Origin of the sequence: Pseudoalteromonas sp. 68 DY56-GL68 (genome assembly GCF_041414825.1) — a bacterium.
In the GTDB taxonomy this organism is placed as follows: domain Bacteria; phylum Pseudomonadota; class Gammaproteobacteria; order Enterobacterales; family Alteromonadaceae; genus Pseudoalteromonas.
In genome coordinates this window covers 1-21,602 of the sequence record NZ_JAOCZL010000025.1, presented here as the reverse complement: position 1 = coordinate 21,602, position 21,602 = coordinate 1, and the positions used below count along the sequence as shown (strand labels likewise).

Below are 21,602 nucleotides of genomic sequence, written 5' to 3'. Positions count from 1 at the left end.
ATGTCTATTGTTAATATGTTTAGAAAGGAAGCTCTTAGGAACCAATATAAATCAAGTGATATTGGCAAGTCGCTTATAAAGCAACCTAAAGTGATAAATAACTCTATATTATTTCTTATCTTCATATTTATCGCTTTCTTTCTTTTAATAAAAATAATCTCGATCCCATCAAGTAAGAGTCTTGCGATTAAGATATCTGCTGAAAATTATACACCACTAATTTATAGTGAAGTTGCCATTATAAAAAGTTACTTATCTAAAAATGGTGGGCATGTAAGAAAAGACCAGGCTTTGATCTCTATCTCTAAACTAAATAATAAAAGCAATTTAGAAAGTGATGTTATCCGCTCTCCCAGTGACGGTTTTTTCTTTCACTCTAAAATTGATAAAAATATAACTCAGCCATACAAGCCTCTTGGTTATCTTTTGACACCACCAGCCGATGGTGAATTATCTTTTTGGGTATCAAACACCAAGAAAATTAATTTAAATGTAAATGATAAAGCAACTCTACATATTAACGATGAAAAAATAACAGCGACAGTCACTATGGTTATTAATGGAATATCAAGTGAAAAAGAACAAAAAGTTCATTTGAAAATTAAAGAAAATGATATACAAAAATTATCACCTAACGCTGAAATAAAAATAGTACTTAACAAGCAAGATGAAAAGATTATAAATTTAATTAAATAGTGAAAACTAAATGCGACTCACCGATTATATAGACTTCAAATCATCTAAATTGCCTACTTTTTTACAAAGTGAAGTAGCTGAATGTGGGATTACTTGCCTTGCAATGATCGCATTTTATCATGGCTACAAAGTTAATATGCTTGCCATGCGACAGCGCTATCCGGTAGGAACACAAGGCATTACCGTTAAACATATTTTAAAAATAGCTGATGATATTGGCTTGTCTGGGCGTGTACTAAAACTAGAGCTTGGACAGCTATCAAAACTAAAAGGGCCAGCAATCCTTCATTGGAACTTTAATCATTTTGTAACCTTAGCGTCGGTCAGTAGAACGGGGATCGTTATTCATGATCCTGCCAAAGGGAAAGTTAAACTTGATTGGAAACAAGTTTCTGAAGCTTTCACTGGTATTGCAATAGAGTTAACTCCTTCATCGACATTTACGGTTGCAGATGAAAGAGTAAAAATGCCACTTAGAACGTTTATAGGTAATATTGATGGGTTAGGCTCATCGCTGTTTAAAATTTTCGTTATTGCATTGATATTGCAATGCTTTTTACTCATATCCCCATACTATATAAGAATCGTCATTGACCATGGTATTCCACTTTCAGATAGCGGTGTGTTGGTCTGGCTACTGGCTGCATTTTTAGCAATCACACTATTAACTACGTTTAGTAATATTATTCGCTCAGCGGCAATATTATACCTAGATAAGAACTTAGGTTTTCAGGTAAAGGCTAATATACAACGCCACTTACTACATTTACCTCTATCATTCTTTGAGTCTCGCCATGTTGGAGATATCAAATCAAGATTCGAGGCCTTTAATGAAGTTCAGCGTATGATTAGCCGAGGCTTTATTGCCGCGATTGTCGAAGGCCTTCTTGGTATTACGACTTTAATCATAATGTATACCTATTCACCTACCCTTGCCTTGATATCACTTATATTTTTATCTATCACGTTAATGGTAAGGCTTTACTTAACAAAAAAAGAAAATAAACACTTAGAACAAGTTTTAGCGAAACAAGCAAAAGAAAATAGCCACTTTCTCGAAACAATTCGAGCGATAATGCCCATAAAGTGCTACGTCAAAGAAAGTACACGATTATCATCGTGGCTTAACTTATTTGCCGATACAACCAATGAAAATATTAAGCGAGAGAAAATATCTATTTCGGCTGAAATAAGCCAAGAATTAATAAGTAAAGTAGAGTATTTAACCGTTATATTTTTTGGTGCGACATTAATCATAAACAATGCATTTACGATTGGTATGTTCATTGCCTTTTTAGCCTATCGTCAACAATTTTCAAGCAGCACTCAAACCTTAGTTGACCATATATTTCGATTTAAGTTGGCATCCACTTACCTTCGAAGAATGTCAGATATCGTCATGCAAAGCCAAGAACAAGAGAGTAATTCATTGGTCGTTGCAAAAGAGCAAACTAAGGGACATATCGAAGTACGTGATTTACATTTTAGATATTCTCCTTCATCTCCTTGGTTATTTAGAGGTATCAACTTTGAAATAAATGCTGGAGAGTCTGTCGCTATTATTGGCCGCTCAGGATTAGGCAAATCAACCTTACTTAAGCTAATGACTGGCCTAATTAAAGCCGAGCAAGGTGATTATCTATTAGATGGCCACTCAATCAATATGCTAGGGATGCGAAACTTTCGATCTATGTGCGCCACGGTTATGCAAAATGATCAATTACTGAATGGCTCTTTAATTGAAAATATCTCCTTTTTTGAACCCAAGCCAGATATCAATCAAGTGATTGAAGCTGCAAAAGGCGCAGCAATTTGGCAAGAGATTCAAGCCATGCCAATGGGGCTGCATACACAGGTGGGCGACTTAGGCAGTTCATTGTCTGGCGGTCAAAAGCAACGCTTACTTTTAGCTAGGGCCCTTTACAGCCAACCTATTGTTTTATTTTTAGATGAAGCAACGAGTCACTTAGATGCTGCTACAGAATTACAAGTGAATCAGCATTTAAAATCAAAAAGAATAACCAGAATTAGTGTCGCCCACAGGCAAGAAACGATAAAAGCAGCAGACAGAGTAATAGACTTAGAAAAGTTAATTAATGGTCAAGCCCTGTCAGAGGTGATCTAACTAAAGATTGCTCATAAAGCAAAGGAAAAAATAATGAAACTCACATCTAAACTTGTTTATCAGGGGTTAATTGGTTTGTCAGCCATTATGCTTTTATCTGGTTGGCGGTTAGGGTTTGCAGATAATGCAGAAGTAATCTCGCTTGAGTCTGTAACGATGGCAAAAGTAGAACGAGGTGACTTTTCTATTAAGGTTGAAGGTTATGGCTCACTACAATCAATTAATAAAAGACTACTCACAGCCACTAGCAATGCGGTTGTCGACGAAATAAAGCTAAAAGCAGGGGCTGTTGTAGAGCCTGATACAGTGATTCTGACATTAAACAACCCTGAGCTTGAGAGTAAGCTGCGCTTAGCTTTAGCGAAGCTCAAAAATGCAAAGACACAGAAACGTCAAACTTTGTTAGTGCAACAACGAGAGCTGTTAAACAATGAATCAAGTATCTCTGAGTTAAAAGCACAAGCAGAAATTGCCATGCTCCAAGTAGAAGCCGAACGCTCTTTAGCTAAATCAGGAATTGTCTCTGGGATTAGTGCTAAAAAAAATGAATTGGAAGCGAAGCAGTTACTCAAACGCATCAGCCTCGAAGAATCAAAATTAGACAAACTCACTGAAATGCAAAAAGAAGCACTTTCGATTCAAGATGATCTTATTTCTCAAGCAGAAGATGAGTTCAACGTCGCAAAACTTATGGTAGAGCAATTATCTGTAAAAGCAGGAATGAAAGGGGTCATCCAGCGTCTTCCTCTCAGTTTAGGGCAAAGTGTAACAGCAGGCTCTGAGCTTGCGCTCATTGGCAGCCTCTCGCCATTAGTTGGGGAAATAAAAGTTCCGCAAATTCAAGCGCACTTAATTCAAATGGGCATGAAAGCCGACATTACAACACTCAATGAGCAAGTGCATGGACGAGTCGTTCGTGTTGACCCTGTTATCAATGATGGTGCTGTACAGATTGATATTGAACTTGAAGCAATTGAGCACGGCAGCATGAAACCGATGCAACAGGTTGATGCAACCATCTACGCCGACGTGCAAAAAGATATGAATTACATAAAGCAACCCAGTGATGCTAAAGAAGGTGGTTATGGTTCACTATTCAAGCTAACGAGTGATAACAAGGCTGTTAGAGTTGATGTGCAATATGGCAAAACATCAGGACAGTTAATTCAGGTGTTATCAGGCTTAGAGCCTGGTGAGCAAGTTATTATTTCCACCTTAGATATTCCTGCTGAAACAAAAGTTATAAAAATAGAGAGCTAGAAGTATGAACACTGAAATTTTAAGGGTTAATAACTTAACTAAATCCTTTACCAATGGCGATCAAGTTAGTCAAATTTTAAAAGGAATTAGCTTCACTGTTTATGATGGCGAATTTATTTCTATTTCAGGCCCATCAGGGTGCGGAAAATCAACACTGCTGAATATTATGGGATTACTCGACACCCCACAAAGTGGTGAATATTACATCGACGGCTTACTGGTTTCTGATATGGACTCAACGCAACGCTCTAAAGTTCGTGGAAATAGAATCGGCTTTGTATTTCAATCTTTTAATCTGATAGATGAAATGACCGTCTTAGAAAATGTAGCACTGCCTTTAAAATACAGAGGGGATTCGCTTTCAACGCGCCATGCACGTGCTTTAGATTGCTTAGAAAAAGTAGGCCTTGCAGATAAAGCTGATTTATACCCTAACCAAATATCAGGGGGTCAACAGCAACGCGTTTCCATTGCTCGCGCTTTAGCTGGTGATTCAGGAATTATGCTTGTCGATGAGCCAACAGGTAACTTAGATTCTAAAAGCGGTGATGCCATCATGGCATTGATCAAAGACCTTAATCAGCAAGGCACAACAATCGTTTTAGTCACCCATGACCCGCGTTATGCCAACATGGCATCTCGTAATATTCAATTAAAAGATGGCTCTGTAATAGCTGAAAATGATGATATCAATACGCCAATAGAGGCAAATCGAGTTGCTCAGCCATGTTAAAAGTAGCCTACAATACCTTCAAACGTGCTAAACAGTACTATTTAACAACCGTATTTACATTAGCGCTTACTCTTTGCATGGTACTAAGTGCATTTAGCTTAGTGGATTTAGTCTTTTTCTCCCCCTTGCCTTATCAACAAAGTGATAATTTATATTTACTGGAAGGCACCGTAAACTCAAAAAGCTACTCAGGCCCTGCTAGTAATTCAAAAGTAATAAGTTATATAGAGAGTGAAAATACGCTCTTTACTGACATGGCTACCTACCATAAGTGGACCAGTTATAAATTATTAGACAGGCCAACTAGACCCGCTGTAGACGTTATTCTTGCATCTAATAACTTGTTTGACCTGCTTGGTGTAAAACCTGAACTTGGCAGATTATTTAATAAGACCGAGGCGCTTGGCAGTAAGCACATGTCTGTCGTTTTAGGCTATAGGGCATGGCAAAAACTTTTCCAAGGTCAAGATGATATCATTGGTCAAAAAATACAGTTAAATCAACGTCGATTCACTATTGTTGGTGTAGCTCCAGATGATCTTGTTCTGCCCCACTACAAAAATATAAACGATGCGATATGGTTACCTATTGATGTCGATGAGGTATTTGATCCCAAAACAGCAAATGGGTTTATGGGTGCATACAAAAGTGTTGTTAGATTAAAAGATACAGCATCAGAATCTGCAATCACACAACAGTTATCAGACCTATCATTGAAAGGCGCTCAGCTCCATGCTCCTAATATTCTGAAAGATTTTACTGTTAACGCACGTATCACGACATTTAGTGACGCACTAAAAGGTGATAGCGGAAAAATAGTACTCATGCTTCTTTTAGGTGTTTGTTTGTTATTGATCATTGCACTTATCAACCTCTCTAGTATGCAACTTGCAAAAGCAATTACTCGTATAAAACCGATTGCTATAAGCTTTGCATTTGGAGCAAGTACAAAACAGCTCATTGTTGAAACACTAAAGCACAACTTACTACTGATTAGCATTGCAGTCATACTGGCATTAACACTTACCCAAATAGGGTTTATCGTTATTCAAAACTTAGCCGAAAATTCTATACAACGACTAGATACTCTTTCGTTAAGTATAAATACACTCCTCTTTTCAGTATTTTTGATTGTTACTATTGCTGCACTCTATTCATTTATAGAATTAAGTGTCGTAAAAGAGAAAAACTTAATGAGTAGCTTACAAAGTAGCGGTAAAGGTACTGGAAAACAAATGAGCGCAGCGACCAGCCACTTGTTAGTTGGCTTACAGATTTTGTTCTCATTTTTAGTATTAACCGCAGCAAGTCACGTCGTGTTAGTAACACTCTCTGAAGCACTCAGAGATAATGGCATAAACACTCAAGGTAAATACTCACTTACAATAAATTACAGTAATATCGATAAGCCGAGTGAACGAATTAACCTTCATAAAGCCATCACCCAACAGCTATTAAACCTCGATAATGTGAGCAGTTTAGCACTATCATCAGAACAGCGCTTACCCGATACGGTTAACGTTAACCAAATATATGATGAAGCTGACCAGTATATTGCCCAAGCGCGTAATAGCTTAGTTTCCAACAATTATTTTGCAGAATTAGATCTTAAAGTAACTGGCAAGGGCTTTAGCAAAGGTGATGAAAAACTTAAAAACCCGTCCATTATTGTTAACCAACGCCTTGCGGATATGTTGGATAAAAACACACAGAACGTACTAAATAGTAAAGTCAGCTTTGACAGCAAAACGTTTTATTCTATCGTAGGTGTAGTCAGTAATACCTACGTACCAGGAAGGCCTGAAAGTGAAAACTTTGAAGTGTTCACACCCAAAGATTACCCCGGCTGGAGTCAATATACCTACCTTCTAACAATGAAAGATTCCGCATCAATATCGCAAATTCAGCAACTGATCTACGGGATTGATAAACGCTTAGATATACATTCATTAGCGTCATTAACAACTCAATTTGATGACCAACGACAGCGTCATTTAAACGCAGCTTGGCTCGCTATTGTACTTGCATCAACATCATTACTCATGGTCTGTATAGGCATCAATGGCATTGTTAACTACTTAATTAAAGTACGCAGATATAGCTTGGGCGTTAAGCTCTCAATGGGCGCAGATAACCTAAGATTATTAAAAGAAAGTTTACTTGAGCTTATGCAACCCATAACGATGAGCTTGGTGCTCGCTTTTTCATTAGCATTTTTAATTATTGGTTATTGCTTTTCACTACCCAACGTCACCTTAACTATAAACTGGTGGTTAACATTATCTATCTGGCTTGGGCTGTTAGTTATGGCGCTTATCACGAGCTTTTTTCCGATCAATAAAACACTAAGACAAGATCCAATAAAGGCATTACGCAATGAATAGATTTCTTATATTTATAGTATTGCTCTTATCTTTCGCGATACACGCAAACACAGATGAGAATAAACCCCAATGGGAAAGTTATATAGATTCCACAACACAAGAGAATGTATCACTATCACCTAATGGGAAACAGGCTCTATTTTTACATCAGATACGCTATCCATCGATTCACTATGTATCACAAGCACGCGTGCAATTAGCGGGCTTGGATTTTTATAGCAATCTATATAGCCGATTTGACACACCTTTATATAGCCATACAACACTTTTTGATATCAGCAATAGAACAAGCATAGACCTAACCCCTGATAACGGCGTCATTATCGACTATAACTGGTCTCCTGACGTTAAAAAAATTGCTTATTTAATTCAAAATGACAACACAATTAATTTATGGGTGTATGACGTTGAAGCTCAGGTTTTCAAACGCCTTTCTCAGGCCAATTTGTCAGCGACATTAGGTGGCAGACACCTCAGATGGCTACCTGATAGCACAGCACTAATCGTTAAAAAAAGAAATACTAAAGTACACTCACCCATTAACGAATTAAAACAGCCAAACTCTCTCTCATCTGAGCGACAAGTAGAGCAAGGGCGAACATATCAAAGCCTTCTAAAAAATAACAAACTTAAAGAGCAATTTAAAACTCTAGCACTTTCAAGCTTAGTTAAAATCGATTTAAAAGGTAATGTGACCTCTCTAACTGATAACATGCTATTTGATGATTTCTCTTTGTCTCCTGACGGAGAGTATGTGTTGTCGTCAACTCTACCCAAAGAGCTCTCCTCCTTTTTACCATACAAAAAGTGGGGCAGAGACTATCAAATTACTAACTTAAAAACCCACCACCAGCTAAATGTCTTACCCTCTTTAAATAACAAGGTTAACTTAAAGAAAGCCAAAGATAGCGTCCCTAATGGTGCAAGATTAGTAAAATGGCTTCCCTCTGAAGGCTCAACTCTCACTTGGACCGAAGCAATTGATAATGGTGATATGTCAGTAGATAAAAAATATCATGACAATACATATAAACTTGCCAGCCCGTTCAATCAAAACAAACAACTCATCCATCAGGCTAAGTGGAGAGTACATAATATTATATGGGGGAAATCAGGTGCCGGAGTCGCTCAAGAGTGGCTTTATGCTAGCAAACAAGCAAAAGCTTCTTTAATTAGTGCAAGTACCTCAGCAAGTGTCTTAATTGAACAACGAGACTATAGAGATAAATTTAATGACTTTGGCGATCCGCAAACCCTGAGACTACCTGAGGGGTATGAAGTGCTTGTAGAAGATGATTCAAATCTTTTCTTTTTATCTAATGGCCTTAGCGAAGAGGGCATCAGGCCCACTATAAATACACTAAACAAAACCAATAACACACGAAAAGAGTACTTTATTAGCAGTAAAGAAAGCATTGAACTCCCTTTAAGAGTGGCAAATAATACGCTTATTATACAAACACAAAATGTACAAACAGCTCCTCAATATTTTGCAATTTCAAGCACTGATATGAATGAGCGAATCCCCTTATTAACGAACAAAAATAAGCAATATTTTGACAAGCCTCCTACATTTATAAATTATAAAAGAAGTGATGGGTTAAATTTAAGTGGTACGCTACATTTACCGAGTAACTACGATAAAGCACAAGGCAAAATACCTGCAGTCCTATGGATCTACCCGGATGAATTTAATAATAAAAAACTAAGCCAACAAAATACTGTAAAAACAAATATATTTAGGCAATTTGATCCATTAAGCCCTTTGGTTTTTCTTCATGACGGCATCGCAGTTTTTGAGTCACCATCCATGCCAATCACTGCATTTGACGGTCAAGAACCCAATGATGACTTTATCAATCAAATAAATCTTAATGCACAAGCAGCTATCAATGCACTCAAAGGTACAGGGTTAATTGATATAGACTCTTTAGCTGTCATGGGTCATTCATATGGCGCATTTACCGTAGCAAACTTGCTCGCACATACTGACTTTTTTAAAGCTGGTATTGCTCGAAGCGGTGCTTATAACAGAACATTAACGCCTTTTGGTTTTCAAGGTGAAAAGCGTACTCTATGGCAAGCAAAAGAGACCTATATTGACTTATCACCAATCATGTTCGCAGATAAAATTGATGCGCCATTGCTACTTATTCACGGTGAAAATGATCAAAATTCAGGGACTTACCCCCTACAATCAACAAGAATGTATCAAGCGCTAATTGCGAATAAAAAAACAACCCAGCTCATTATGCTCCCCTATGAAGGCCACTCTTATAGAGCGAAAGAAAACTTAACATATTTACTTAAAGAGCAATCAGCTTGGCTTAATAAGTGGTTAAAATCATCCCGAGCACAATTATGACGTAATACCATATGCTCTTTAGTAACCACTATAGAGCATAAAATGCATTATTCTTATATTATTTACACTCAAAGTCCCTATACCATTTCACTTGTCATCATTGCTACACAAGGCTAGCCGTAACTGAGCCAACTTTGGGCTTGCATGGGTATCTGAATTACTTCACTATAAATAGCTTAAGTTATAAAAAACAATAAATTAAAGGATTAATAATGAAGTTACTTATTACACTGTGCTTAACTGTTTTAAGTTTTTTTAACCACGCAGCGGTCACGCCTTGGCTCGATTTTCACTTAGAAAATGGTCACATCAAAGTGCCTGCAACGGTATCTGGTATACCGAGTAAAATTTTATTGGATACGGGCGCACAAGTGAATGGCATTAATCCTCACTTTATTAACAAAAATAAGCTTGATCTCGATAAGGGAGGCAAAACGCGAATTAAAGGCGTATATGGCACTGAAAATAAAACAACTTACCACAATGTGCCTATTAATTTTTTTGGTATGGACACTGAAGTTGATGATGCGGTAGAAATCAACCTTGGCTTTCATGATAATGCACTCCTATTTGGTGCCGGCTTCTTTCGCCAATTTGTTATACAACTGGATTACCCAAATCAAAAAATGCGTCTTATTACCCATGACTCAGTCAATTTAAATGACACCGAAAACATTAAAATGCTAAAACAAAGAGGCTCAGGTATGCCTATTGTAGAAGTGATGTTAAGTAATGAAAAATCAATATGGTTGGTGCTCGACACGGGTAACAATGGTGGTATGGTTGTTAAACGAAGTGTCGCTCAAAGCATGGGGTGGCTTGATGAGATAGAGCGCGAATCGGGAATAAGCACAGGCGTGAATACAAGTGGTATGACTGAAAGCTTTCGTATCCCTTGGCTAAAATTTGGTCCTTTTGAAATGGAAAATGTACTGGTGAGTATCCCCGCTAAAGGAGAATCTGCGAATCTTGAATCTCAATATAAAACAACGGGTACACATATAAGAGGAAAAAAAGTACAGGGCTTGATAGGCTACGATGTTCTCAAACATTTTTTAATCACTATTGACTATAAAAGTGGTCATGCACATATTGGGTTACCTGAATAAACGATGAGCATTTCATTTAACAGCCTAGAAAAGTCACTTATAGAACAACGAAAAAACACCCATGAAATTTGTCGTTTATTTGCCAAAAGCCCAAGTAAAGGCAATTTAAAACGATTAAAAGATACGTTTGCTCAGTGTGGTGAACAGGTTGTTATTGAAGCGGGTTTTCATTGTGATTATGGCAGTGGTATTAAAATAGGTGATCGCACCTTCATAAACATTAACTGTACCATGCTCGATGCGCCGTTATCTGATGCACAAATTACGATAGGCGATGACTGCTTATTAGGCCCAAATGTGCAAATACTCGCGGTATCGCATGCAGTAAACCCAACCGAGCGTTTAGCAAAAGCTAATTTTGCAGCGCCGATTAACATTGGTAACAATGTATGGATTGGTGCAGGTGCTATTATACTTGCAGGTATTAAAGTTGCTGATAATGCCGTGATTGGCGCAGGGGCAATAGTTACCAAAGATGTCGCAGCAAATACCTTAGTAGCAGGTAACCCTGCGGTGAAGATAAAAGATCTTTAAGCCTATATTAACGCGCTAAAGCACGCCCTACTGTAGGTTGTCATTTACGGCGACTCATTTAAAACTAAAAAAGCCCAGCTGTATTGCTGGGCTTATCGTTGGGAGTTAGTTAACTGTTATTCATATCGTAAAATAAGCGATGGTCTGGTGCTTGCGGCCTTAAAGGCTAAACTTGCAACGGTAACCCAGGTAATCGCGGCCACCGCGGCGGCGGCAACTAAATACACCCATACAGCTTGTTCAATGCGGTCATTAAAGTTTGCTAACCAGTCGCCAACTAACAAGTAAGTCACTGGATACGCAATAGCAACACTCACGCCCACCAGCAATAAGAACTCTTTAGCAATGATATTAACGATACTGATGCGTGATGCACCTAGCACTTTTCGAACAGCCACTTCTTTTTGACGACGCACTGTTGCAAACGAAGCCAAACCAAAGGTGCCTAAACAAGTTAAGAACACGGCAAGAGCGGTAAAGATTAAAACGACATTCGAAATTCGCTCATCACCTTTTAACAGAGTTTTGTAGTTGTCTGCGAGTAAGTTAATTTTTGGCTCATAGATATTGGCTGAGCTTGCTAATATTTCAGCGAGCTGAGCTTTAATATATGGTAAGTTTTGCTGATCAATGGTTAAAATTAATTCTGATACTGGTGATAAAAAGTTAAAGCCACATAAGAACATAATATTTGAGTTGGCATCTTTTACATTACCTACTTTTACATCTTCCACCACACCCACAACACGCATATCTATGCCGCGACCTGAGTCTTTAATGACCTTACCAATAATGTCACTCATGTTAGTGTAACCCGCTTGCCTTGCGACAGATTCAGTCACAATGGTGCCCGTACTTGTTACTCCATTTTCACGGCTTGCCCAATCACCAGCAAACTCACGACTAAAGTCACGACCAGCAACGAGTTTTAATCCTAGCGTTTTTACAACATCGTAGCTTGCGCCTACAACAGGCGTTAAGCTGCCAGACGCTTCACCATTTGGCCACGTTGGCATAAGTGTATTATTGATTGAAACGGTTAAACGGGTATCAATAACTGTTGTTTGCTGTACGCCTTGAATTGCACTAATACGGTTAACTAAGGCATTTTTTTCTTTTGTGAATACTTCGCCTACAGGTAGCTCTGAAATAACCAATCTTTGTGTTGTTTCATAGCCTAAAGGTAAGCTTTGTAAGTAAGTTAATTGCTTTAACAAGGTAATAGAGGCAATGATTAAACCTATTGCTAGTGAAGCCTGTAAGGTTAGTAAGCTCTTACGAACCCATATTGCAGTATTACCACGTTGTAAATCTCCACTTAAAACGCGTTTTGCACTGAATGACGAAATAAAGAATGCAGGATAAAGCCCAGCTAATATGCCCACAGCAATTGCGACCACAATAATGGCAATGCCAAATTCAGAGGCATAATTCACGACCAATTCGCGGTCTACTAGTTGGTTAAAGCTTGGTAAAAATAGTTCCACTAAAGCACATGCAATCACCATTGAAAGCATTGATACCAGCACAGATTCAGATAAAAACTGCGTTACTAATTGGCCTTTACTTGCGCCAAGCGCTTTACGCACACCCACTTCTTTTGCACGTTTAGTCGATTGAGCGACGGTCATATTGATAAAGTTAAAACCTGCAATAAGAATAAGTAACACACTTAAACCAACACAAATCATCACCACTTGTTTAGCACCACCCGCTTTCATCTCAAACGGTGATTTAGCCGTTAGGTGCAAATCAAGTAATGGATGTAGCTCTAAACTAACTTGCTCCAGCATCGAATTGCTAAAAAAGCGCTCTGTTAAGGTTTTAGCTAATGCATCTGTATCGGTGCCCTCTGCTACACGCATATAAACATAACTACTGTTGATATCTATTTCGTTTGGATCATGCTTAACATAAACAAGGTTTTTAAAGGCAAAGTGAGTGTTGTCTGCTAAATCTGCAAACACGGCACGCACTGTGTACTGTCCTTGTTCATGCGTTAGTGTTTCACCAATCACATCGGTGCGACCAAAAATACGCAGAGCTTCTGACTCACTTAAAGCGAGGCTATCTGGTGTACTCATTGCTGTTGTTAAATCACCCGCCAGCGTTTTCAGAGCAATGAAATTTTCAATATTTGCTGTAGCACCATATAAGGCATTTAACTTATAGCCTTGATTGCGGTAACTCACATCCACCATGGCTTCACGGGTCAGCTCGACCATCGTTAATCCGAACACTTCTTCAACTTGGCTGTAATCTTCAGCCTGCTTTGACTGCACATAATTAAAAATAGGCACCACAGATAAACCGAGTTTTGAGAAGTCTTGGCCAACGCGATAAACACGCTCAGCATGAGGCTGTTGGCTATCGTAAGAAAGCTCATTTTTTGCAAACAAAGCAACTAGAATTGCCGCAGCTAAGCCCACACTTAAACCCAGAACATTTAAAATAAAGTGCTGTTTTTGGTTTTTAAACGCACGCAGCGCGGTGATCAAATAACTTAAAATCATGTTATGCCACCTCTGCTGTTTGTTGAACACGGTTAGCTTTATCAACCATTACTTGGCCATCAAGTAAGCGCACTAAACGGTCAGCATAATTGCCTTCTTTTTCTGAGTGGGTAACCACAATTACCGTGGTACCTTCGCGATTTAGCTCACGTAGCATCGCCATGACTTCATCACCATTTTTTGAATCAAGGTTACCCGTAGGCTCATCCGCTAAGATAAGTTTTGGATTAATCACGAGAGCTCTGGCTACTGCTACACGTTGCTGCTGACCACCCGATAGCTGCTGCGGTAAGTGATCTGCTCTATGGTCGATTGCAACACGTTTTAAGATTGCGTCTACTCGCTGTTTACGTTCACTTTTTGAGATATTTTGATACTGTAATGGCAGCTCAACGTTTTCAAATACTGTTAATTCATCAATTAAGTTAAAGCTTTGGAAAACAAAACCAATTGACGCTTTTCTAAGTGTTGCTAATTGTTTTTCACCAAACCCTGCGATGTCTTCACCTAAAAATTCAAAACTGCCTGCAGATGGCGAATCCAACATACCTAAAATAGAGAGTAATGTTGATTTACCACAACCAGATGGCCCCATAATGGCAAGAAACTCGCCTTCGTTTACATGTAAGTTAATGTTATTAAGCGCTGTTGTTTCAACATCTTGAGTACGGAATACGCGTGATAAGTTAGTTAATTTAATCATTGTTATTATCCTTAAAATTGTAGTTGTTGTGCTTTATCAAAGTTGCTGTAGCTAGAGGTGATCACGCGATCTCCGGCGCTTAGGCCACTTAACACTTCATAATAGTTTTGATTCTTTTTGCCAAGACGAATGTCTTTTCGTACTGCACGATTGCCATCTTTTTCCATGACATAAACCCAATTACCACCCGAACTGGTAAAAAATGCGCCGCGTTCAAGTAACAAAGCAGTGCCTTTGCTATCACCTAGCATCAGTTGCACATCAAGGCTTTGCCCACGTTTTATGTTATTCGTGCCATTGGGTAATTCGACCTCAACCTGAAACTGTGATTGCTGAACACGACTATCAATTTTGCTAACCGTCGCCGCAATTTCGCCTTGCTCATGTTCAATAAGCACTGGCATACCAGTTTGAACTTGGCTTAGGTAAAACTCATCTAATCGCACAACTAGCTTGTATTCATTAGGAATATCAATTTGCCCTAGGCGAGCACCACGGCCTTTTGATTCACCAATTTCAACATCAAGCTCACTTAAATAACCATCGGCAGGTGCTGTTACGAGTAAGTTTTCAAGGTTCTTACGCGCAAACTGCAAGTTTTTCTCTAGCATGTCGGCACTGTCTTTTAACTGAGCTACCTGAACTTCACGAATGCTGTTTTCTTGCTTTTGACGCTCAAGGGTTAGTTCTTTACGCGCTTTGTAATACGCTAAATCTTCTTTAATTTCAGATAATTGCTCTTGTGCTAACACACCGGTTTTCACTAGCGGCTGAGTCTGTTTTAAGCGACGCGATAAATGTGTGATTTTAAGATCGATTTCAAGCAAATCACGGCGTAAGTTTAAACGGCTGGTTTCCATATTCATTTGCGTGTTACGTAAAAAGTTCAGCTGCTCAGTCACCTGTGCTTCACGGCTCATTACATCAAGCTGCAAATTGGTATTGCTTAAACGTACAAGGGGTTGGCCTTTTTTAACAAACTCACCTTGCTCAACAAGTCGCTCTTCTACTTGGCCTCCGGCAATGGTGTCGAGGTAAATAGTAGTACGAGGCATAACCTGACCACGAAGACTTAAAGCATCAACAAATTCACCTTGTTGTACTGTGCTAATCGTTAAGCTTGTCGCGGTTACTTGCTGACTACGACCTGTTTGCTCAGTTTGTGTGAAACCATAAGCTGCTGCCGCAACAGCTAAACATGCCGCTGCAATTACTGATTTTTTAAAAAATGCTTTTTTATTTGAGCGTGTAATTTTCTTATCCATGTTGACGCCTTTAAGTTATCTAGGTGCTAATTACCTATAGATAAAACAACTCTTGTGCCAATTTTTATTTTCATTAAATTACAATGACTTATATAAAAAATAATAAAGATGAATATAATCAAGTGTCCGCTTATAGAACACTTCAAAAATCATATATCGTCCATAAATGGACACTGTTCCTCTTTTCAATTAGTCTTAGTGTTCTTAAAAAGGAATAATAATAAACAGCTATGAAACAAGCAGGATCAATTCTTATCGTCGATGATAACCCCGACGTACTTATCGCCGCACGATTACTTCTAAAACAACATTATCAGGTTGTAAAAACCACAGATAATCCCTTTGATATCGAAGGTATCATTAACGCACAGCATGAGGCGGATCAGGCCATAGATGTTGTGTTACTCGATATGAACTTCACGCAAGACTCAATTAGTGGCAAAGAAGGGTTCTACTGGCTAAAAAAAATAATGAGCCAAGACGCTAACATTGCGGTACTGCTTATGACGGCCTATAGCGATATTCAGCTAGCTGTAGAAGCAATTAAAGCCGGTGCCTCTGACTTTATTGCCAAGCCTTGGCAGAATGAGCAATTACTCGGTGCTGTAGCGGCGGCATTTTCACACGCTAAAGACAAGCAGCAAGTTGGTAAGCTCACAAAACAAAAGCAAGCCTTGCAGCAATCCATCGGCAATCAACCATTTGAGTTTTTAGGCCAAAGCGATGCAATGCAGCAGGTTTTTTCGGTTATCGACAAAGCAGCCAACACGGATGCCAACATATTGATTAGTGGCGAAAGTGGCACAGGTAAAGAACTCACAGCACATGCAATCCACAATGCTAGCCAGCGCCAAAACCAGCCTTTCATAAGCCTAGACATGGGCTCACTGGCCGAAAGCCTGTTTGAAAGCGAACTATTTGGCCATAAGAAAGGCGCGTTTACTGGCGCGAAAGAAGATCGCATTGGCCGATTCGAACTTGCCCATGGTGGTAGTTTATTTTTAGATGAACTAGGTAACTTACCGCTTAACCAACAAGTTAAACTGCTTGCGGCACTACAAAACAGGCAAATAACACCGGTTGGTGGGTCTAAAGTCATCGATATTGATATTCGTTTGATCTGTGCAACCAATGAAAACCTCGAACAAGCAGTTACTGAAGGTAAATTTAGACAAGACTTACTGTACCGTGTTAATACCGTAGAGATCCGTTTGCCAGCTCTACGTGAGCGCATTGAAGACATTCCATTACTGTGTAACTACTACTTGCAGCATTTTGCACATAAATACAAACGTGAGTTATCGATTGCGGCATCTGATATGACACGTTTAAGTCAGTATCATTGGCCAGGCAATGTCCGTGAACTTGCCCATGCAATTGAGCGAGCAGTCATCCTCTCTGAAGGCTCAGAGCTCGATATAAGCTCAGTGATAAGCTCACCCAGTACCACTTTTAGCACAAATGAGCTCCCTACAAGCGCCACAGACTACGACACTTTTGATCTTGAAATCATCGAGCAGAGAACCGTTCGTGCAGCTTTAAAGCATTTTCAAGGGAACGTGAGTCACGCAGCTAAAGCGCTCGGCCTAACACGCGGAGCCATGTATCGTCGTTTAGAAAAATACGGACTTTAATTGATGCGAAACTTTATTAGCTTAGCCAGCCTATTAGCTGCATTAATAGGTTTATCAATTGCTTTGTTTTGGCAAATAGACCAAAGCGGGTTTTCAGCAATTTCGGTACTTTTAGTTATTTTAAATGTGACATGTGCCACGCAAATTTTTAATTTATTTAAACGCCAAACAAGGCGTGCAGATAGGGTGATTCGCGCTTTAGCAAATGGAGACAGCACATTAGGCTTTGGCGATAAACATCCTATGCAGCAGCAATTTGAGCAGGTTAAACAACAAATTCAGGCTGCGCGTTTTAATGCAGAACAACAAGCCCAGTTCTTACAAGCGTTATTAATTCATATCGATTTAGCGGTATTAGTGTGTGATGAACAAGGCAGTATTATTGAAAGCAATCCAGCAGTCAGTCGTTTACTTGGACAAGCTGTAAAGCACATCGATGATTTAGGTGTAATAGCAAACCTTGTCCAAGGCGCTAAACAAAGTAGCCGTAATACCGTGCCATGGCAAAATGGTGAGCAGCACGATACGTTATCTGTGCAGATCAGTATTGCCGAAATCCAAGGTAAAGTTCGTAAAGTGATCAGTTTGCAATCTATCCATGATCAGCTGCAATTAAAAGAGCAACAAGCTTATAAACGCCTTACCAAAGTACTAACCCATGAAATTGCTAATTCGATTACGCCACTCTCTTCACTAGCACAAACTTGTACGGCGCTGCTGCCAAATGAGCTTTGTTTTGATGATCAGGAAGATAAACAAGACCTGCAACTTGCCTTAACAACACTGGCATCGCGAACCGAACATTTAGGGGAGTTTATAGCGCAATTTAAAAAGGTTAGTAGCTTACCCGCCCCACACTTACAACCACATATTCTGGCAGATCTTGCCAAGCAAGTTGTCGCTCTACACTCACAACAGGCTAAGCAACTTAATATTACGTTGAATTTATCGGTGCAAAGCCAGCAGTTAGTAATGATAGATAGAGGCCAAGTTGAACAAGTAATAATAAACCTACTTAAAAATGCCCTTGATGTACTAAAGCAGTTAAATAATCCAGAGTCAGCAAAGTGCATTGAGGTAAACATTGCGCAAAATGCTAATCAGCAACTGTATTTAGAGGTCAGCGACAATGGAACTGGCATTAGCGATCATGTGATCGAGATGATTTTTGTGCCATTTTTTACTACCAAGCAACAAGGCTCAGGAATAGGCTTAAGTTTATCGCGCCAGATCATGCTCAATCATGGTGGCGATTTGGTATATATCAAACGCCAACAAGGAGCCTGCTTTCGCTGTGTGTTCGGTTAACTTACATCGTTAGAACAATTACTTACAATTTGCTAAGGCGCTGTTTGGTATCATCTACCCATTAAAGTTTAATGGATTAACTAATATGAAACCTACCCTCTTGGCGCTATTCGCATCACTTGCCTTTGTTCCTGCTACAAGCTTTGCTGGCATTTATGACAGCCCAAATATGAACTTGTTTGTTAAATCAGAGCATAATAGTACTGATTCAATCACCTCGGCAGGCATCGAATTTATGACTAAAGCTAACCGCAGCAATTTCGGCGCAGCATTTACAACTGCATTAGGCTCAGCTGAAGTGTTTACTAAAAAAGGTGATCGGGAAACATTTCTAACCTTGGACACAGGCATAAAATTTGGCTATTTCAGTGACTTTTTTGCCTATGGCGAAGTGGGCATAGATTTAATAGAGCTTGCTGTTTACAACGACCGAGATGACCATGATTACAGCGACCGCTTTGATGACGACCACAATAATATTGATGGTTATGTGGGGATTGGCTTGGGAGTGGATTCAAAGCCGTTCAGAATAGAGATCTATGCTAGAGCCCGAGAAATAGACAGCCGCTATTGGGAAGCACAAAACCATGGCTACGCTGGGTTACAAGTTAGTATTTCGTTTTAATTTCAATTGGGTGAGTAAGTTAGCGAGCTGTTAATCTAATGGTCATATTTAACTCACCTTATGTTAAGCTTAGGCGCTTTAGTTTACCCGCACCTAAGTTAATGGAGTATTTTAATACGTGTTTTTAAATCGATTTTTAGGCCTTGTTGTTGTTTCTCTCATTGTAACAGGCTGTCAGACTGCCCCTGAGTCTCTTCCCAAAAAGAAACCTACCATCAAAGCAAATCCAGGTACTGTGGTTGCAAACACTAAAACAGCACAAGTAGACGCGGTGACACCGCTCAAACCAAGTGAACTTGATGACGTATGGCAGCGTATTCGCATTCAACTGCAATTTAGCGATTCAAGTCACCCAGATGTGCAAAAACGCATAGCTTGGTACCTTACTCATCCTAACTACATGGAAGAAATAAGCCGCCGTGCAGCGCCGTATTTGTATCATATCGTTACAGAAGTAGAAAGCCGTGACTTACCAATAGAACTCGCCCTGATGCCACTTATAGAGAGTGATTTTGATGCCAGTGCCTATTCACATAAACATGCTTCAGGTTTGTGGCAGTTAACACCCTCTCTTGCTAAATATTTCAAAGTAAAAATTACTCCTTGGTATGATGGTCGCCAAGATGTAATTGACAGCACCCGTGCAGCCCTCGATTTTATGGAATACCTTTATAAACGCTTTGATGGTAATTGGTATCATGCTATTGCTGCCTACAACATTGGTGAAGGACGAGTGCTACAAGCTATTGCTCGTAATAAAAAGCAAGGTAAATCGACTGATTTCTTTAGCTTGAAACTGCCATCACAAACTAAACACTACGTGCCTAAGTTACTTGCTGCAGCACAATTATTAAAACATCAAAAAATGGTATTCCCTGCCATTAAAAATGAGCAGGCCATTGCGACCTTACCAGTGACAGGTGCTGTGATCTTGGCAGATAAAGCAAAGTGGCAAGAGCTTGAAGAGCTAAACCATGGTGTTATCCGTTACCCTGCTGTAATTGATGCGCCGCATATTGTGGTCCCGAAAGAGCAGCAAGCACATTATCAAACCCTATTAGCTAACCAAAAGAGTAATGACTTTAGCCAGTGGCAACATTACACAGTCAAACGCGGTGATAGCTTAAGTGTGATCGCAAAGAACCATAAAGTAACCGTTAGCCAACTCAAAGCTTTCAATAACTTAAAAACAAATACGATTCGTATAGGCCAAAAGCTTATATTACCGCAACTAGCTGATCAACAAATCGAATACAAAGTGAAATCTGGCGACAGCCTTTGGAAGATAGCTAAACAATACAAGGTCAGTATCACTAAGCTTAAACAATGGAATAACCTTTCAAGAGATAGCTTAAAAGTTGGTGAAAAGCTCACCGTATTTATTTCAAACAGCTAATAGCTCAAGCAGGGAGAAATACTCCCTGTTTCTTTTTGTATGCAATTTAATCTGCATGTTTTATAGTCTATAAAAAACAACAAATACAAGACTATGGACAATCAAAAGCAGGATATCATTAAATCAAATAATGACTCAGATATAGTATCCACAAATCTGTGCGCACAACCAAGCAACACAAATAAGTCCGAAATTTGGTTGACCAACGAGCGGCTAAACCTTTTTCTCGCATTGTGCGCTATTATAATTTCAGCAGCCTCCTTTTATGCCACTTACTTACAAGCCAACGCCGCAGAGCGGCAAGTAAAAGCCGCAACCTGGCCATGGCTCGAAGTGATGACGGGGAATTTCAATGAAGAAAAAAATTCTGAAGAAATTACTTTTTACATTAAAAATTCAGGCTCAGGCCCAGCCATTATTAAATACGTTAAATTCTTCCATGATGAAAAATCGTATAGCAATGTATTCAAATTAATAAAAGACTGCTGCTTTGATATTTATGCTTATGAAGCACAGTTAAATGAGCTGCAAAAAGAGTCAACTGACATCAATTTCTTTGAAACATTTGGTTGGTTATACACCGGCGTTAGTAATAACCGATTATTAGCCTCAGGCGCTGAACTTAATCTTTTTGGTTTTAAGAAAACAGGTTTCAATACAACTCAGTGGGACAAGGTGAATAAGCAACGCAGGACTATTAAAACCGAGATCTGTTATTGCTCGTTGTTAGAACAATGCTACTTAAGCGATGGTCGCGGAGATGTGAAAGAAATAGAGCAGTGTGATATAGCCCGATAGTTGCACTCAATTTAAACGCCGTGACATTTTCTGGGCTTGAATGTCCTGCTTGCATATGGCAAATGCCACACTCTCATTGTGTTGGCTTGGCCTTGTCGCGTAGCAGCGGTTTATCCCGCGTCACGGGCTGTCTGTTCGCGAATAGAGCGCGACG

16 protein-coding genes are annotated in these 21,602 nt (G+C 39.3%); 13 read left to right on the top strand and 3 right to left on the bottom strand.

The annotated features are described in order from the left end of the window. From NYF15_RS20625 to NYF15_RS20590, 8 genes are all read left to right on the top strand, one after another. Positions 1 to 696 carry a hypothetical protein gene (locus tag NYF15_RS20625; RefSeq protein WP_237120184.1) on the top strand — a complete coding sequence of 232 codons (696 nt, stop codon included), beginning with the start codon at positions 1 to 3 and terminating at the stop codon, positions 694 to 696. Positions 697 to 706: 10 nt separating this feature from the next. Further along, on the top strand, positions 707 to 2,821 hold the full coding sequence (locus NYF15_RS20620; RefSeq protein ID WP_371354534.1) for a peptidase domain-containing ABC transporter: 2,115 nt from the start codon (positions 707 to 709) through the stop codon (positions 2,819 to 2,821). Positions 2,822 to 2,854: 33 nt separating this feature from the next. Beyond that, positions 2,855 to 4,081 carry an efflux RND transporter periplasmic adaptor subunit gene (locus NYF15_RS20615; RefSeq protein WP_371354533.1) on the top strand — a complete coding sequence of 409 codons (1,227 nt, stop codon included), beginning with the start codon at positions 2,855 to 2,857 and terminating at the stop codon, positions 4,079 to 4,081. Positions 4,082 to 4,085: 4 nt separating this feature from the next. Beyond that, a complete protein-coding gene (locus NYF15_RS20610) occupies positions 4,086 to 4,814 on the top strand; it encodes an ABC transporter ATP-binding protein (protein ID WP_371354532.1) in 729 nt (242 codons plus the stop codon). Further along, positions 4,808 to 7,198 (top strand): ABC transporter permease, encoded by a 2,391-nt coding sequence (locus NYF15_RS20605; protein WP_371354531.1) that lies wholly within the window; start codon positions 4,808 to 4,810, stop codon positions 7,196 to 7,198. Before NYF15_RS20610 ends, NYF15_RS20605 begins: the two co-directional genes overlap by 7 nt. Further along, on the top strand, positions 7,191 to 9,563 hold the full coding sequence (locus tag NYF15_RS20600; protein ID WP_371354530.1) for a prolyl oligopeptidase family serine peptidase: 2,373 nt from the start codon (positions 7,191 to 7,193) through the stop codon (positions 9,561 to 9,563). Before NYF15_RS20605 ends, NYF15_RS20600 begins: the two co-directional genes overlap by 8 nt. Positions 9,564 to 9,775: 212 nt before the next feature. Further along, positions 9,776 to 10,672, top strand: a complete 897-nt coding sequence (locus NYF15_RS20595) for a pepsin/retropepsin-like aspartic protease family protein (RefSeq protein WP_371354529.1) — start codon at positions 9,776 to 9,778, stop codon at positions 10,670 to 10,672. A 3-nt stretch (positions 10,673 to 10,675) separates the two neighbouring features. Next, a complete protein-coding gene (locus tag NYF15_RS20590) occupies positions 10,676 to 11,206 on the top strand; it encodes a sugar O-acetyltransferase (RefSeq protein ID WP_371354528.1) in 531 nt (176 codons plus the stop codon). Between the two features lie 116 nt (positions 11,207 to 11,322). On the opposite strand, the gene NYF15_RS20585 is transcribed toward NYF15_RS20590, so the two are convergent. From NYF15_RS20585 to NYF15_RS20575, 3 genes are read right to left on the bottom strand one after another with little or no spacing between them, the layout of a single operon-like run. Then, positions 11,323 to 13,719, bottom strand: coding sequence for an FtsX-like permease family protein (locus tag NYF15_RS20585; protein ID WP_371354527.1), 2,397 nt, complete (start codon positions 13,717 to 13,719; stop codon positions 11,323 to 11,325). Position 13,720: 1 nt separating this feature from the next. Then, a complete protein-coding gene (locus tag NYF15_RS20580) occupies positions 13,721 to 14,422 on the bottom strand; it encodes an ABC transporter ATP-binding protein (RefSeq protein WP_063528939.1) in 702 nt (233 codons plus the stop codon). 11 nt (positions 14,423 to 14,433) lie between these two features. After that, positions 14,434 to 15,687, bottom strand: coding sequence for an efflux RND transporter periplasmic adaptor subunit (locus NYF15_RS20575; protein ID WP_371354526.1), 1,254 nt, complete (start codon positions 15,685 to 15,687; stop codon positions 14,434 to 14,436). Positions 15,688 to 15,917: 230 nt separating this feature from the next. Between NYF15_RS20575 and NYF15_RS20570 the strand changes: the two genes are divergently transcribed. From NYF15_RS20570 to NYF15_RS20550, 5 genes are all read left to right on the top strand, one after another. Then, positions 15,918 to 17,321 carry a sigma-54-dependent transcriptional regulator gene (locus tag NYF15_RS20570; protein WP_371354525.1) on the top strand — a complete coding sequence of 468 codons (1,404 nt, stop codon included), beginning with the start codon at positions 15,918 to 15,920 and terminating at the stop codon, positions 17,319 to 17,321. 3 nt (positions 17,322 to 17,324) lie between these two features. Then, entirely contained in the window at positions 17,325 to 18,629 is a 1,305-nt protein-coding gene (locus tag NYF15_RS20565) for a PAS domain-containing sensor histidine kinase (RefSeq protein WP_371354524.1), read from the top strand. A gap of 85 nt (positions 18,630 to 18,714) precedes the next feature. Beyond that, entirely contained in the window at positions 18,715 to 19,254 is a 540-nt protein-coding gene (locus NYF15_RS20560; RefSeq protein ID WP_371354523.1) for a hypothetical protein, read from the top strand. A 118-nt stretch (positions 19,255 to 19,372) separates the two neighbouring features. Then, positions 19,373 to 20,650: a LysM peptidoglycan-binding domain-containing protein gene (locus NYF15_RS20555; protein WP_371354522.1), complete on the top strand. Its 1,278-nt coding sequence runs from the start codon at positions 19,373 to 19,375 to the stop codon at positions 20,648 to 20,650. Between the two features lie 93 nt (positions 20,651 to 20,743). Continuing rightward, a complete protein-coding gene (locus NYF15_RS20550; RefSeq protein WP_371354521.1) occupies positions 20,744 to 21,448 on the top strand; it encodes a hypothetical protein in 705 nt (234 codons plus the stop codon). The last annotated feature ends 154 nt before the right edge of the window (positions 21,449 to 21,602 follow it).

Excerpts from the sequence above, each read along its gene's own strand:
- NYF15_RS20570 (WP_371354525.1), top strand. The coding sequence starts at position 15,918 with ATGAAACAAGCAGGATCAATTCTTATCGTCGATGATAACCCCGACGTA.
- NYF15_RS20580 (WP_063528939.1), bottom strand. The coding sequence starts at position 14,422 with ATGATTAAATTAACTAACTTATCACGCGTATTCCGTACTCAAGATGTT.
- NYF15_RS20600 (WP_371354530.1), top strand. The coding sequence starts at position 7,191 with ATGAATAGATTTCTTATATTTATAGTATTGCTCTTATCTTTCGCGATA.
- NYF15_RS20565 (WP_371354524.1), top strand. The coding sequence starts at position 17,325 with ATGCGAAACTTTATTAGCTTAGCCAGCCTATTAGCTGCATTAATAGGT.
- NYF15_RS20560 (WP_371354523.1), top strand. The coding sequence starts at position 18,715 with ATGAAACCTACCCTCTTGGCGCTATTCGCATCACTTGCCTTTGTTCCT.
- NYF15_RS20625 (WP_237120184.1), top strand. The coding sequence starts at position 1 with ATGTCTATTGTTAATATGTTTAGAAAGGAAGCTCTTAGGAACCAATAT.
- NYF15_RS20585 (WP_371354527.1), bottom strand. The coding sequence starts at position 13,719 with ATGATTTTAAGTTATTTGATCACCGCGCTGCGTGCGTTTAAAAACCAA.
- NYF15_RS20590 (WP_371354528.1), top strand. The coding sequence starts at position 10,676 with ATGAGCATTTCATTTAACAGCCTAGAAAAGTCACTTATAGAACAACGA.
- NYF15_RS20550 (WP_371354521.1), top strand. The coding sequence starts at position 20,744 with ATGGACAATCAAAAGCAGGATATCATTAAATCAAATAATGACTCAGAT.
- NYF15_RS20595 (WP_371354529.1), top strand. The coding sequence starts at position 9,776 with ATGAAGTTACTTATTACACTGTGCTTAACTGTTTTAAGTTTTTTTAAC.
- NYF15_RS20615 (WP_371354533.1), top strand. The coding sequence starts at position 2,855 with ATGAAACTCACATCTAAACTTGTTTATCAGGGGTTAATTGGTTTGTCA.
- NYF15_RS20575 (WP_371354526.1), bottom strand. The coding sequence starts at position 15,687 with ATGGATAAGAAAATTACACGCTCAAATAAAAAAGCATTTTTTAAAAAA.
- NYF15_RS20610 (WP_371354532.1), top strand. The coding sequence starts at position 4,086 with ATGAACACTGAAATTTTAAGGGTTAATAACTTAACTAAATCCTTTACC.
- NYF15_RS20605 (WP_371354531.1), top strand. The coding sequence starts at position 4,808 with ATGTTAAAAGTAGCCTACAATACCTTCAAACGTGCTAAACAGTACTAT.
- NYF15_RS20620 (WP_371354534.1), top strand. The coding sequence starts at position 707 with ATGCGACTCACCGATTATATAGACTTCAAATCATCTAAATTGCCTACT.